The organism is Micromonospora sicca (assembly GCF_003172935.1).
GTDB classification, from domain to species: Bacteria; Actinomycetota; Actinomycetes; order Mycobacteriales; family Micromonosporaceae; genus Micromonospora; species Micromonospora sicca.
On the sequence record NZ_QGKS01000312.1, the window covers coordinates 22,502 to 35,631 of the forward strand.

General features: G+C 70.6%; 10 protein-coding genes. 6 read left to right on the forward strand and 4 right to left on the reverse strand.

What is annotated here, in order from left to right:
- Positions 1-2: 2 nt before the first annotated feature.
- Positions 3-191, reverse strand: coding sequence for a hypothetical protein (locus DKT69_RS37905; RefSeq protein WP_146231212.1), 189 nt, complete (start codon positions 189-191; stop codon positions 3-5).
- A 215-nt stretch (positions 192-406) separates the two neighbouring features.
- Between DKT69_RS37905 and DKT69_RS26195 the strand changes: the two genes are divergently transcribed.
- The 3 genes from DKT69_RS26195 to DKT69_RS26205 all read left to right on the forward strand — a co-directional run bounded on the left by DKT69_RS26195 (position 407) and on the right by DKT69_RS26205 (position 4,990).
- The gene (locus DKT69_RS26195; protein ID WP_109804164.1) at positions 407-1,306 is read left to right on the forward strand and encodes an AAA family ATPase; all 900 of its coding nucleotides are present in this window, start codon (positions 407-409) and stop codon (positions 1,304-1,306) included.
- Positions 1,306-2,421: a VWA domain-containing protein gene (locus tag DKT69_RS26200; protein WP_109804165.1), complete on the forward strand. Its 1,116-nt coding sequence runs from the start codon at positions 1,306-1,308 to the stop codon at positions 2,419-2,421. The genes DKT69_RS26195 and DKT69_RS26200 overlap by 1 nt, the downstream gene beginning before the upstream one ends.
- 199 nt (positions 2,422-2,620) lie before the next feature.
- On the forward strand, positions 2,621-4,990 hold the full coding sequence (locus tag DKT69_RS26205; protein ID WP_161557957.1) for a CHAT domain-containing protein: 2,370 nt from the start codon (positions 2,621-2,623) through the stop codon (positions 4,988-4,990).
- Here the strand turns inward: DKT69_RS26205 and DKT69_RS26210 are convergent.
- Positions 4,970-6,355: a hypothetical protein gene (locus DKT69_RS26210; protein ID WP_146231213.1), complete on the reverse strand. Its 1,386-nt coding sequence runs from the start codon at positions 6,353-6,355 to the stop codon at positions 4,970-4,972. The genes DKT69_RS26205 and DKT69_RS26210 overlap by 21 nt on opposite strands.
- 5 nt (positions 6,356-6,360) lie before the next feature.
- Positions 6,361-7,728 (reverse strand): alpha/beta hydrolase, encoded by a 1,368-nt coding sequence (locus tag DKT69_RS26215; protein ID WP_161557958.1) that lies wholly within the window; start codon positions 7,726-7,728, stop codon positions 6,361-6,363.
- A gap of 658 nt (positions 7,729-8,386) precedes the next feature.
- On the opposite strand from DKT69_RS26215, the gene DKT69_RS26220 reads away from it, so the two are divergent.
- Together DKT69_RS26220 and DKT69_RS26225 are read left to right on the forward strand one after the other, a co-directional pair.
- Positions 8,387-9,400, forward strand: coding sequence for a hypothetical protein (locus DKT69_RS26220; protein WP_236648359.1), 1,014 nt, complete (start codon positions 8,387-8,389; stop codon positions 9,398-9,400).
- Positions 9,397-10,383, forward strand: a complete 987-nt coding sequence (locus tag DKT69_RS26225) for a hypothetical protein (RefSeq protein WP_109804169.1) — start codon at positions 9,397-9,399, stop codon at positions 10,381-10,383. The genes DKT69_RS26220 and DKT69_RS26225 overlap by 4 nt, the downstream gene beginning before the upstream one ends.
- Here DKT69_RS26225 and murD read toward each other — a convergent pair.
- Positions 10,344-11,729, reverse strand: a complete 1,386-nt coding sequence (gene murD, locus DKT69_RS26230) for a UDP-N-acetylmuramoyl-L-alanine--D-glutamate ligase (protein WP_109804170.1) — start codon at positions 11,727-11,729, stop codon at positions 10,344-10,346. The genes DKT69_RS26225 and murD overlap by 40 nt on opposite strands.
- Before the next feature lie 48 nt (positions 11,730-11,777).
- Here murD and DKT69_RS26235 point away from each other — a divergent pair, with 48 nt between their 5' ends.
- A complete protein-coding gene (locus DKT69_RS26235; RefSeq protein WP_109804171.1) occupies positions 11,778-13,127 on the forward strand; it encodes a MurL-like N-terminal domain-containing in 1,350 nt (449 codons plus the stop codon).
- Positions 13,128-13,130: the final 3 nt, after the last annotated feature.

Below are 13,130 nucleotides of genomic sequence, written 5' to 3' on the forward strand. Positions count from 1 at the left end.
GATCAATCTTCATCCGGACCGTCCCCGCGCTGCGGCTCCTCGTCCATCCATCCCCGCTCTGCCGGCGTCGGCGGCGGATCGAGCAGACCCCTGGTGTGCTGGGCCGGCACCACCGACTCCGGGGCGGGCGGCCCGTCGGTCGTGGACGCTTCGTCGTGGGGCGCGTCGGGCTGGGCACCGGCAACTGTCACCGGGGGCACCTCCGGACATCCGTGGCTTCGGGAACGTACGGGTGAGCGAGCCTACCCAGGTGGACGCATAACATGTGTCGCAACGACGACAGCCGATCGGCTGGCTTTCGACACCCCTCACTGCTAGAGCCAATTGCCGCGGTGTCCGCTCGGAGGGACCATCGATCCGAATGGCCGAGAGAATCGGATCTGCGCCCCGGTCTAACGTACCGGCAATGGGGACGCCACGCTTCACGCAGCCCGCCGATCTCGTGACAGCCCTCGATCAGGCCGATTACCTTGCCGATCTGGGTATAGGAACAGCCCTCTTCCTGGCCATCCAGCTTCGCCGACCGCTGTTTCTCGAGGGCACCCCCGGCGTGGGGAAGACCTCGCTCGCCCGGGCGATGGCGACAGTGCTCGACGCGGAACTGATCCGCTTGCAGTGCTTCGAGGGGATAGACGCCTCGCAGGCGCTGTACGAATGGGACTTCGCCCGCCAGATCCTGCACGTGCGCATGGCGGGAGAGTCGGCCGATCGGGCGGAGCTGGAACGATCGCTCTACGATCGGCGGTTCCTGCTCGCCCGACCAATCCTGCGTGCGCTCGAGGCGCCCCGTGCCGTGCTGCTCATCGACGAGATCGACCGTGCCGATGACGAGTTCGAGGCCTTCCTCCTCGAGGTCCTGGAAGAGGCCACGATCAGCATTCCGGAGTACGGAACGGTGCGCGCCGCGGGAGATCCACTGGTGGTCCTGACCTCGAACCGGACCCGGGAGGTCCACGACGCACTCAAGCGACGATGCATCTACCACTGGATCGACCTGCCGGATGCCGATCTGGAGGTCAAGATCGTGTGCCGAGCCAATCGGCACATTCCCGACCAGCTGGCCCGCGACGTGGTCACCACGGTGCGGGAGCTCCGCCGCTGTGGACTGGTCAAGCCGCCCGGGATCGCCGAATCCATCGACCTGGCGGCGGCGGCCCACCGGCTCGGGGCGGCCACGTTGGACCTGCCGACCACGGAGGCGGCGCTGGGCACGGTGGTCAAGCACCAGGACGACCGGGCACAGGTCAGGAGCAGGATCCTTCCCCGCATCTTCGGTTCCATCCCCCGCGCCCGCACCGCCGAGTGATGAACCCGGCGCTGGCCACCGAGGTGGGCCTGTTTGCGCGAGCGGTGCGCGAAGCCGGGATCACGATCGAGCCGGCCCGGGTGGCCGCCGCAGTCGCCGCGCTCTCCGTGCTGAGCCCACCCGGCGTCTGCGAGGTCTACTGGGCCACCAGACTGACGTTCTGCTCCCGCCATGCCGACCTGGTGGTCTTCAACGCGGCTTTCGCACGGTGGTTCGGCGCGGCGCCACCCGGGCCGGACGAGGAGGACGGGGTCGGGTCCACCCAGGTCGGGCTTCCGGTCGCCGTCGAGGACGGGAGCCGGGCGGCAGCCGGTGAGGGAGCCGTCGCACGGGCGGCCGACGGGACCGAGCGAATCTCGGACCGGTCCGCACGGACCTTCGGCCCGGAGGAGGCGGCGGAGATCGACGCGCTCGTCGCGCTGCTGGCGGCCGGCACCGGTCTGCGTCGCTCACGGCGACGGGTCTCCGCGCGGCGCAGGGTCCTCGACCCCCGCCGTACTGCGCTGTCGACGCTTCGCGGCGGCGGTGACCTGACCCGGCTGTGCTATCGCAGGCCCGACCGCAGACCGCGGCGCCTGGTGCTGCTGCTCGACGTCAGCGGATCGATGGAGCGTCACGTCGAGCCACTTCTGCGCCTCGCGTACGCGGCGGTCACCGTGGCACCCGCCACGACCGAAGTGTTCGCCCTCGGCACGCGTCTGACGAGGATCACGCCCGCGTTGCGACACCGCGACCCGGCCGTGGCCATGCGGGCGGTGGACGTGTTGATCATCGACCGGGCCGGTGGCACCCGTCTGGGCCAGACCCTGCGTCAGTTCCTCGGCACCTGGGGTGGCCGGCGGGCGGCCCGGGCCGCCGTCACCGTCATCGCCTCGGACGGCTGGGTCACGGACGCGGACGTACTGGGCGAGCAGATGCGGCGCCTGTCGCGGATCGCCCATCGCGTGTTCTGGATCGAACCGAACGGCGGCGGGGACGCCGTGGTCCAATTCGTACCCGGGCTTCGGGCCAGCCGCGAATTCGTCGATCATTTCGTCGACGGCCACGAAGCCGACGCCGTGCGCAGACTGGTCCACCTGTTGGTAAGTCGACGAGGCGCATGCCGGCCCGTTTAGGATCGTCGATTCCGACCGGACGAAACAATGTCAGACCCAATCGACGTCTGTCGCGCCCACCGGCGGCGTGGGTATGGTGCCGAAGTCGGTACCGCATCACACAGCGCCGTCAACTCGACGATTGCCCCACGTCCCAGATCGGCATGACGATGACTTCCCTCTCGACGCCACCCGCTGCCTGTCCTCCGACGATGCCGATATGACCGCCGAGCCCGAAGCGACTATCGAGGCCGTTTCCCCGGCGACCCGACGGGCGCTGGCCCGCGACGATCTGGTGCAGGTTGCCCGCGATGCCGACGAGGCGGTCGGCATCGTCCGGCAGAACGACGCCAAGGGCCGGACCGTCCACAACGAGCGCGGGCTCTTCTCGCTCGCCCTCGAGCGCCACCTCGAAGGCGCCCGGGACCTCGACGGACAGGCCGACCAGTGGGCCAGCAGGAGCACTTTCCTCGCCAACGCCGGCGCGATCGCGCTCTTCTCCGAGCTCGTTGAGAACACCCTCGACCTACCGGTCGAAGACCGCCCGGATCCGGTCGACCTGTACGACCGCGCCAACCAGGAAGTCGCCCGGACGGCCGACCTGCCGGACAACGACCCGGATCGGGACCTCTTCCTCGGCCGGACACACACCCACGGGAAGATCCGCAGTCTGCGGATGGCCGGACGCCTACGGGAGGCCATCGGGCTCGCCACCCGCGATCCCGGCTACTTCCACGGCGCCGGCGCCAACAACTATCGCGGCCACTTCGAGTACGAGTTGGGCGCCGGCCTCATCCTCGCCGGCCTCGCCGGCCAGGTCGAGCCCGGGCTGCGCGAGTCGGACGAGTTCTGGTCGTCCGGGCCCGGGGCACCATGGCCGACCGGTCACCGGTCGGAACTCATCCGGGGCATCGCCGCGCGGGAGGCGGGCGACGCAGAGGAGGCGGAGCGATGGCTCCGCCGGGCCAGCAGACGACTCGCCGAGCACCGTGCCACCGCCCGTCGTGACGACGAGCAGCCCGCCTCGGCGGACGCCGGAGATGTGCCGGAGTTGCTGGTGACGCTCACGCTCGCCGAGCAGTTGGTGCTGGGCGAGCCGGACGCGGCCGCGATCGACGAGGCGATCGAGCTGGGCCGGACGGCTCTCACGATCGCGGAGCGCACCCGCAGCCGCTGGCGGGTGATCTCCCGATCGCGCAGCCCGCTCGCCACCGCGTTCCAGCGCATCTACGGCGACATCGCGCTGCTCGCCTCGACGCTGCCCGGCCGCCGGGCGGCCGAACTCGGGCTCGCCGTGTCGCTGTCGGCGAAACAGACCGGCTTCGCCAGCCTCATGCGAGCCGACCGATCGCTGATGTCCCCCACGATGAGCGGCGTCATCGACGACATCGTCGCCTTCGAGGAGCAGCTCCACAATCCGGAGGCCAGCGCCCGGGAATGCGTCAGCACCGCGGAGGATCTGGTGCGACGACGGGGCGAGCTGGAGAACCTCGTCTCACCGCTGCTCGCCAGTACCGTGCTGCCCAAGCCGGCCGATCTCACCGAGGTGGTCCGCCTCGTCGGGGACCGCCACGCGTTGGACTTCGTCGCGCTGCCCGACACGTTGACCCGCCGGACCAACTGGTTCCGCTCGTTGATCCGGCCCGACGGAGACCTCACCTTCGAGCGGTTCACCCCTGGCGCGCCCTTCGCGGCGTTCTTCCATGGGCGTGGCCAGACGCGCCCGTGGATCGGCCAGCTCGCGCACGCCACCGAGTGGGACGGACCCGACTGGCACGGACTGGCGTGCGAACTGCTCCCGACGGCCCTGCTCGACCGGTTGCGCGACGCGACCCGCCGCGCGCCCGTGGAGCTGCTCATCTCGCCGCATTCGCTGCTCAGCATGCTGCCGTGGCCCGCGCTAACGATCGACGAAGACGGTGCGCGGCTCGTTGAACGTGCCACGATCACGCAGGTTCCGGTGCTCACCTGTCTGTCCGGGGACCAGCCGGGCCCGGTCGAGGGCCCCGCCCTCGTCCGGCTCGTCTCGCAGCCCGAAGACAGTATCGACGTCACGCAGGAGCGCGATGCCTGGGGATTGCCCGACCGCGGCGCCCAGCCGGTGCCACTGACCCGTTGTCACGTCGACCCGAGCACGCAGCCGGCCACGATGGAACGCCCGCTCATCGCGGTCCTGTCCGAAAAGGAGGCGCCATGGCGCTTCCTCCACATCGCCGCGCACGGTGGCGGAAACGGCCTCGGACAGTTCCTGCTCCTTCCGGAGCGGCTGACCGCCGCTCGGGCCCTCGGCCTGCGCTGGCCCCGCTCGGTGTTGATGGCCTCCTGTCAGGTCGGCCGGCTACCAAACCCGGCGGACGCGGAGCCGTTCGGCTTCGTCATGGCCGCGTTCGCGGGTGGCAGCCGGTGTGTGGTCGCCGGAATCGACCGGGTGCCCGACAAATGGTCCGGCTGGATCGCCTCGCGCATCGTCGGGCTGGTGCTACCGGGGGGCCTACGCCTCGACCAGGCCCTGCGGCAGGCACAGATCGAGGCGCTCGACCGCGGGGCCGGCGAGCACCGATGGGCGCTTCTAAACGCCTTCGGTCGGTAGCCCGGGCGGAGTCTCTGCGAGAATCCGCCGGACGCGCTCCGCCCGGCCCGGCTCGCCCGCGTACCGGTCCAGGTCGAGCCAGCGCAGTCGCCACTCGCGGTAGCCACCTGGCGCGCCAAACTCAGCCCGACACGCCTCGACCGACTGGATGAAGCTGGGCTTCGTGGCGCTGCCGATGACGTTCGCGTCCCCGCGTCGCGTGCCGTGGACCTGCTCGGCCAGCCACCGCGACAGCTCCTCGACGGTCTCGTCGTCAAGTCGCTCGCGGGCCACGCACGGGGCGAACGACTGGTTGGAGGGCAGCACATGCCCCGGCACCAACAGGCCCAGGTGCAGCCGGAGCTGGACGAGCGAACGGGCGTGCGCCGGCAGCAGGGGCACCGGCTCGCCGTCCGGGTCGTGGACAGGCTTCTCGATGAACCGGTAGGCGTTCTCGAAGCGGGCCACCAGTTCCCAGCGAACCTCCCGCCACGTCCGCAGGTCGAACAGCGAGGGCCGCCGGAGCCGCTCCATCTCGGCGGACATCGACAGCAGCAGCAGGATCGCGCGCGCCGTCATGATGCCCGGGTTCCGGAAGCTCGTCACCTGGGCCAGTCGGTGCTCGTCCACGGTGTGCACGAGTCCGTGCTCCTCCGCGATGTTCGAGGCGAGGTCGAGGGTCTCGCGGCCGAACATCGCTCCGTCGGTCAGCTCACGGAACATCCGCTGGGTCCACCGCGCGTTGTCCGCTTCCTCGTCGCTCCAGTCGTCCCCCTTCCACTCACTCGTTTCGACGCCCTCCGCCCAGCGGCCGATGACCCGCTCCGCGGTGCGGCAGGCTGTGCCGGTCTCGGCGAGCGTCAACTGCAGGAATGTCTCGTCCAGCGACAGGATGTGGCCGTCGAATCCCGTGCCGGTGAGGTCCACCCGGTACGACCCGTACCTCTTGCGGGCATCCTGGTGCGCCGCCCAGGCGTCGTCGTACCCGCGCGTGGTGTCCCGCTTCGACGCGGCGAGGGCCTGCGCCCTGATCGCACCGAGCGCCCTGGGGGCGAAGTGCGGCCACGGCAGGGTCCGCGCGGCGTTCGCGATGCGCACGACCGCCTCGAACGCCGCCCGGCTTGCCGCACGGCGGTCGTCGGTGAACGACTCGAACGCCGCCTGCACGTTCTCGACCTCGATGTACGACGCCTCGTAGATGATCCAGCCCATCAGTGGAAGCCGGGACAGCAGCTCCGGCACGGGCACCGCCGGGCGAGGCTCGGCCAGGAAGGCCCGGTATTCCGCGATGTCCTTCTCGATGCCGCTCATGAGCTCCTCATCCACCGCGCGGCGCCGCTGGCGTAGCTCCCGCGCCAGCTCGAGCAGCTCGTCCTGACTCATCATCGGCATCACCTCTCGGGATATCGGGCCGAGGTGTCCAGCACCTCGCCCACCACGTCGAACCAATCGGAGGTGCGAAGTTCCGGGTACACATCGGCGGGCTCGGCACGAACCGTGAGGTCGTACCGGCCCGGTGGGAGTCCGGTCAGGGCCGCGGACCAGACACCGTCGCCGTAGGCCAGAGATCCGCGTCTGTAGGTCGTGTCACCGGTCACCTCGTACGCCAACGTCATCCCGGCCGGTCGGGACCCCAACGGGTCGAGCTCCGCCCTCAGCGCCACCGGCTCACCGGCCAGGTAGGCGTCGTCAAGATCGAGCCCGATCATCGGGACGCGACCGGCCCGATGCTGCTCCTCGGCGCGGTGCCGCTCCTCGGCGCAGTGCGCAAGGCGGATCAGATGGGCGAAAGCGGAGAGGGGCTCCCGCTCGACGACCAGGCAGGTGTGGCCGGCCGGTAGGTAGTCGCGCCGGACGAAGCTCTCTCCGTCGATCGGCAGGGCGGAGTACGCCGGGACGGTGCCGTCCCCCTTGCTGCCCCAGCCCTTCCCGAGCCAGGGGACCGGGTCCTTGTGTGCCCGCAGGGTCGCGCCGTCCCAGGTCGCGCAGAGCAGTGTCGAGTGTCCGTAGCCGAGGAAGGCACGGTATCCGATGGTGACGAGGCCCTTGTGCATCGACCTCTGGGTCTCCCCGTGCACGGCGTGGGCTTGACGCGCCCCGGGACGAAGCCAGTCGAGCGGCAGGTCGGCCGGGTGCAGCCGTTCCGACGAGCGCTCGTCCTCAATCGACGGGCACTGTGGCAGCAGCTCGTACATCGACGGCCATCGGCGGAGCTCGTCACGGAGCTCCGGCAGGGCGCCCGTCCACCAGTCCGCGCCGTTGACGAGATGGTGAAGCGCCTTCACCGAGCCGAGGTGGGGGGTGCCCAGCGTCATCACGGCCTGCACCGGCGAGGTCTGCCGCGCCAGCCAGTGCCGCACGACCAGGCCGCCGGTCGAGTGGGCCACGATGATCAGTTGGTCGTACCGGCCGCTCAGACCGAGGAGATCGAGACGCGTCTTGATCAGATGGCCGAGCTCGTCCGCCGAATCCGCCATGCTCCGCCGGAAGTCGTACGGAAACCCGACCACCCGGGCGTCGGCCCGCCGACTGCCGGGGGCACCGTGGTCGACCGGTCCTCCGACGATCGTCCCCATCCGATCGAGCAGCTCCCGGTAGCCGTGGATCCTGGCGAAGCCGGGGAACAACATCCGGCCGCTGACCAGTCCGACTGGACGTACCGGGTGGTCGACGTCCAGTCGGCGCGGATTCCGCAACAGCGCCTCGCCATTCCCGTCGCCGGTGCCCCAGAGCACCCGTCCCGACTGCGACTCCAGCACACTGCCACCAATTCCTGGAACGACGATCACTAGCGGAACAGGTTTGTCGGATGGACGACTCATACCTCGAACCTCAATGGGCGGAAAGGGGCGCGCAGACGATCCGGGCATTGGGCTTGGACGATTGACATGATGGTAGTGAGCCCGCCGACAGGGATCATCCCCTGAAGAGACAACCCCAGCGAATGATCATCAGATCACAGTGGACACGAGGCCGGCGATCGGCGGTCGCATGAAGGTCCACGGCCAGCGGCCGCCCCGCGACGACTGACTCCACCCGAGAGGACCGACTGTTTTCCTCGACAGGAAATGGCCTCTACTCGAAGCGGGTGCACCATAATCGGTCGGAGGATCGCCCACCGCAGCGCAGGTGTTATCCCGCGTCGCCCGCCGCAAGAGAATCGAGAGCTTTCGTGCCCGCCACCTCAGGCCGACAGGTACGAACGGAGATACGCCGGAGGCGATGACGGTCCCGCCGGGACAACGGGTCGACCGGACGATGCCGGTTCTCCCCCGCCCGGAGCACGGTGGCAGGCGACCGCCGGGCGGGCCTTCCGTGGCCGTCGGACATCGGAGCGCCGCCTGTCGATCGGCCCGCGACGGACCTAGTATCGGCACCACGCCGTCGCGTCGCACCGCGGCCGCAGAAGGGAGAGTCGTGGTCGCCTACGAGTCGGTACCACTGCCGAGCTGCGGGTCGCGCCCGTCCCGGCAGGAGATCGCGGCGGACGTGCACCGGTGGGTCGTCTCCCCGCCGATGCGCGATCTGGTCGACGCGTTCGGCGGCACGCTGCCGGCGACCGCTGGCGAGGCGGCCACCGCGTCCCTTCTCGCCTGGCTCGACGACTTCTCCGACGGCTGCTGGAACTTCAGGAAGGGAGCGGAACGGCCCGACGCCCGTGAGCCCGACCTGGATGCCGCGGAGCGGGCCCTGGTGCTCGCCGCTGCGGAAGCGCTCGGGCTGGTCCGCGCCACGACGCCGCGGCATGACTCTTACACCCACCTGATCGTGCTCGGCGGCCTGGCCCGGGCCTGCCTGCAGCGGAACTCCTATGCCGCGGCACTGCTCGCCAGCGGTCGCGTCGGGCGACCCGAGGTGGCCGCGTTGGGCAGCGGTCGGGAGCTCACCAAACTGGAACACGAGCTCCTCCGCGACCAGGGCGCACCCGGATGTCGGAACGAGATGGACGTCATGGACGTCGGCGTACGGCGCTACCTGGGCTTCCGTGATCCGGTGGCCGAGGAGGCCCACCTCGACCCGGACAATACGAACCTGTCCTCATGCATTCGCACCTACCAGCGGGACGGCGGGCCGACCGTGCGGGTGCTCGCGGCCCCGTCGAGTGACCCGGAAAGGCGACGCGCCAACACCGCCGACACCCAGCGGTACTGGGCCGAGCAGGTGACCCTGACGCCGAACGACCGGGTGCTGGTGGTCACGTCGGCCATCTACGTACCGTTCCAGCACGCGGACGCGCTCCGTACGCTGGGCGTCCCCTTCGACGTCGATGTGGACACCGTCGGGGTCGAGGCCGACTGGTCCCACGAGCCGTCCCTGCACCAGCCCGTGACTCCGGGGAAGTACCTCCAGGAGATCCGCTCCGGCATCCGCTCGATGCGATCGCTCCTCGCCGCGGTGGAAGTGACGACCCCCGCGTCGGCCCCGGTATGACGGACTTCCCCGCCGTCGGCCTGCCGTGCTGTCCGCCCGGCGGAGATCCGTCGGAGCTCGTCCGTGCCATCGAGGAGTGGACCAGCGCGGCGGCGCTCCAGGAACTGGTCAGGGCGTTCGGCGGGGCCTCACCACCCCTGGAGGTGGCTGACCGGCTCGAGTGGCTCGACATGTTCTCGGCGCGGTACTGGGACTTCCGCAACGGTCGGGAGCGGTACGAATCGAAGAAGGTGAAGTACGGCGGGTACATCAATGACCTGGTCAGCCGGGCCGGTGACTCGCTCGGCCTCAGCGGCCGCAACCGGCCGGCGCACGACCGGTACCGGCACGTCCTCGTCGCTGGCGGTGGGGTACGCACCTGCGCCGCCCGGTCGGCCTTCGCTGCCGAGCTGGTCGCCGGTGGGCTGGACACCGAGGAGGTCGCCGGGCTTGGCAGTCTGCGGCCCGTTTCTGACCGGGAACTGGACCATGCGCGGAGCCTGGGCCTGACAGGCATCGGGACGGAGTTCGACGCCATGGACGCCGGCCTGCGGCGGGCGTTCCACCTCGGCCGCCCGGCCGACGACCAGTTGGCCCCCGGAGCGGGCTCCGGAGGGTGGCGTATTCGCACCTACCGGTCATCGACCCGGACGACCCACACGTTGGCGGCGCCCTCCACGGAGCCGGCGACCCGGCGCGCGAATACCGCTGACACGTTGCGCTTCTGGGCGGAGCAGGTGAGCCGGCCCGAGCCCACCGACCTGGTCCTGGTGATCACCACGGATCTGCACGTGCCCTTCCAGCATTGCGACGCGGTGCGGACCCTCACCCTGCAGTACGGCTGCGGCGTCGAGACCGTCGGGCTGGAGCCGACGGCGCTCGCCGACCCCCTGCTCCGGCACGCCTACCTGCCGTCGGACGTGCTGCAGGAGCTACGGTCGGCGATCCGGTCGATGCGAGCCCTTCACACTGCGTTGCTGGCGCTCCGTATGGTGCCGGGCTGACCGATCGCCGTCTCCGCGATAGCCTCGCGGAAGGCCTCCGACCGGTGCTCGAAGTTGCGGTACCGGCCGTAACTGGGCGCGGCCGGCGAGAGGAGCACCACCCCGTCGGACGGGGTGAGCCGACGCGCCTGCCGAACGGCAGCGGTCAGATCCTCGACGACCTCGCTCCGCACCCCGGGCAGTCCGGCGAGCGCCGCCACGATCCGCGCCCCGCTGTCCGGAATACCGATGACGGTGATCTCCCGCTCGGCCAGGTGGTCGCGAAGCGGGGTGTAGTCCACCCCCCGGTCGTTGCCGCCCACGATCACCGTGAGCGGCCGCCCCTCGTACGCGTCGATGGCGTGCATGGCGGCGTACGGGCTGGTGGCCAGAGTGTCGTCGACGAAGACCAGCCCGGACGGGTCCGGGATCTCGGTGAGCCGGTGGGCGAGTCCCTGGAATTCGGCGACCGCGACGGCCAGGGTGTCCTTGCGCTCCACCACGTCTACAGCGAGCGTCTCCAGCACGGCGAGGGCGACGCAGAGGTTGCCCTCGTTGTGCCGGCCCACCAGCGGCAGCACCGCGCGCGGGAAGAGCGGCTGGTCCCGCAGGTGGAACCAGGGGGCGCCGTCCGGGCCGGAGGCGACGTGGGTGCTGTCCGAGCGGCCCGCCCGCACCGCGGCCCGGTCCCCCAGTTCCAGGGCGAGCCGGGGGTCGGCGCCGTTGACCACCACGGCGTGCGGGCCGTGCGCGATGAGGTTGAGCTTGTCCTGGTAGTACTCCCGCTCGCCGCCGTGCGCATCCAGGTGCTCCGGGAAGAGTGCGGTGACCACGGAGACACGCGGCGAGTCGGTCAGGTCGCTGCACTGGTAGCTGGAGAGCTCCAGGACGTACAGCTCCGCCTCGGGCAGCTCCAGCGTCGGCACGCCGATGTTGCCGCCGAACACGTTCGGCCGGCCCGCCGCAGTCAGCAGGTGGCTGATCAGGCTGGATGTGGTGCTCTTGCCCTTGCTGCCGGTGACCCCGACGGTGCGGTCGGCGTGATCGGCCATCCACAGCGCCGTGCCCTGCGTCACGGGAATCGCGCGTCGCCGCAGTTCGAGCATCCAGGGGTGGGTCTGCGGCACTCCGGGAGAGCGAACCACCACGTCGGCGGCGATGAGCCGACTGAGCCCCTCCTCGCCGGTCACCAGCGGGGCGGCCTCCGCCAGCGGGCCTTCCCAGGGCAGGGACAGGAAGTTCGTCCGGTCATCCACGGCAACGAGACTGGCCGGACCGTGCGCGGCGACCGCCCTGGCGGCGGCCATGCCCTCACGGCCGGTACCCCAGACAGCCACAGAGCGTCCGCGCAGGTCAGACAGGTGCACGTGTGATCTCCTCGCTCGCGTCCGGGTCGGCCCGGACTAGTATGACCTGTGCCTAACGGACAGCTCGGGCGGATGGACGCCTTCACCTTCCCGTCCTACTCGATCGACCTCGCCACCGGCGAGGCGTTGTTCGACTACAAGCTCACCGGCCCGCACGGCGAGCAGCGGTTCACCGAGGTGATCACGCTCCCGCTGCCGGCCGAGCCGCCGTCGGACGAGATCGTGGCCACCCTCGGCCGGGTCCTCGAGCTGCTGCACGTGGTCGCCGGGGTCAGCTACTACAAGACCGCCGCGCCGCACCGGCTGGTGCTGCCGGCCCCGCTGGGCGCGGCCGCCGTCGAGCTGGTCACGGCCGTCTACACCAAGGGCCTCGCCGAGTACGCGTACCGCAACCGGCTGCCGCACGTGCTGGAGCTGCGCCCGGAGGTGCCGGCCGGCGAGGTCACCCCACCCCGGGCGTACGACGACTCGGACCGCCGGCCGCTCTCCGCGGTCGGCGGCGGCAAGGACTCCATCGTCAGCCTGGAGGCGCTGCGTCGGGCCGGTTTCGACCCGGTGCCCTTCTCGGTCAACCCGAACCACGTCATCGTCGCGGTCAACCAGGCCTCCGACCTGACCCCGCTGGCCGCCCGGCGCCGGATCGACCCGGTGCTGTTCGACCTCAACGCGGCCGGCGCGCTGAACGGGCACATCCCGGTCACCGCGATCAACTCGCTGATCGCGGTCGCCACCGCCGTGCTGCACGGCCTCGGCCCGGTGGTGATGTCCAACGAGCGCTCCGCCTCCGACCCGAATCTGGTCTGGAACGGCCACGAGATCAACCACCAGTGGTCCAAGGGCGTCGAGGCGGAGGGGCTGCTGCGGGCGGCGCTGGCCGAGCACGCCGGGCTCACCGACCCGTACTTCTCCCTGCTGCGCTCGCTGTCCGAGCTGCACATCGCCCGGCTCTTCGCCGCGATCGAGCGGTACGACGACGTGGTGACCAGCTGCAACGCGGCGTTCAAGCTGCGCGATGCGAGCGAGCGGTGGTGCCGGAACTGCCCGAAGTGCCGGTTCGTCTTCCTGGCCATGGCGGCGTTCATGCCGCGCGAGCGGATCAGCCACATCTTCGGCGGCGACCTGCTGGCCGACGAGGCCCAGATCCCCGGCTACCGGGAGCTGCTCGGCGTGGACGGGCACAAGCCGTTCGAGTGCGTGGGCGAGGTCGAGGAGTCGGTGGTGGCGTTGAGCCTCCTCGCCCAGCAGGAGCAGTGGCGCGCGGCGTCGGTGGTCCGCGCCCTGGTCCAGGCGCTCCCCGGCACCGCCTGGTCGGCCGCCGCCACGTCGAATGTCTTCACCCCCGGCGGCCCGAACTTCGTCCCCACCGCCTACGCCAAGGCCCTGACCGCCCTCACCTGACCC

Coding starts and splice junctions, on each gene's coding strand:
- DKT69_RS26195 (WP_109804164.1), top strand. CDS start 407: ATGGGGACGCCACGCTTCACGCAGCCCGCCGATCTCGTGACAGCCCTC.
- DKT69_RS26210 (WP_146231213.1), bottom strand. CDS start 6,355: ATGATGAGTCAGGACGAGCTGCTCGAGCTGGCGCGGGAGCTACGCCAG.
- DKT69_RS26205 (WP_161557957.1), top strand. CDS start 2,621: ATGACCGCCGAGCCCGAAGCGACTATCGAGGCCGTTTCCCCGGCGACC.
- DKT69_RS26225 (WP_109804169.1), top strand. CDS start 9,397: ATGACGGACTTCCCCGCCGTCGGCCTGCCGTGCTGTCCGCCCGGCGGA.
- DKT69_RS26200 (WP_109804165.1), top strand. CDS start 1,306: ATGAACCCGGCGCTGGCCACCGAGGTGGGCCTGTTTGCGCGAGCGGTG.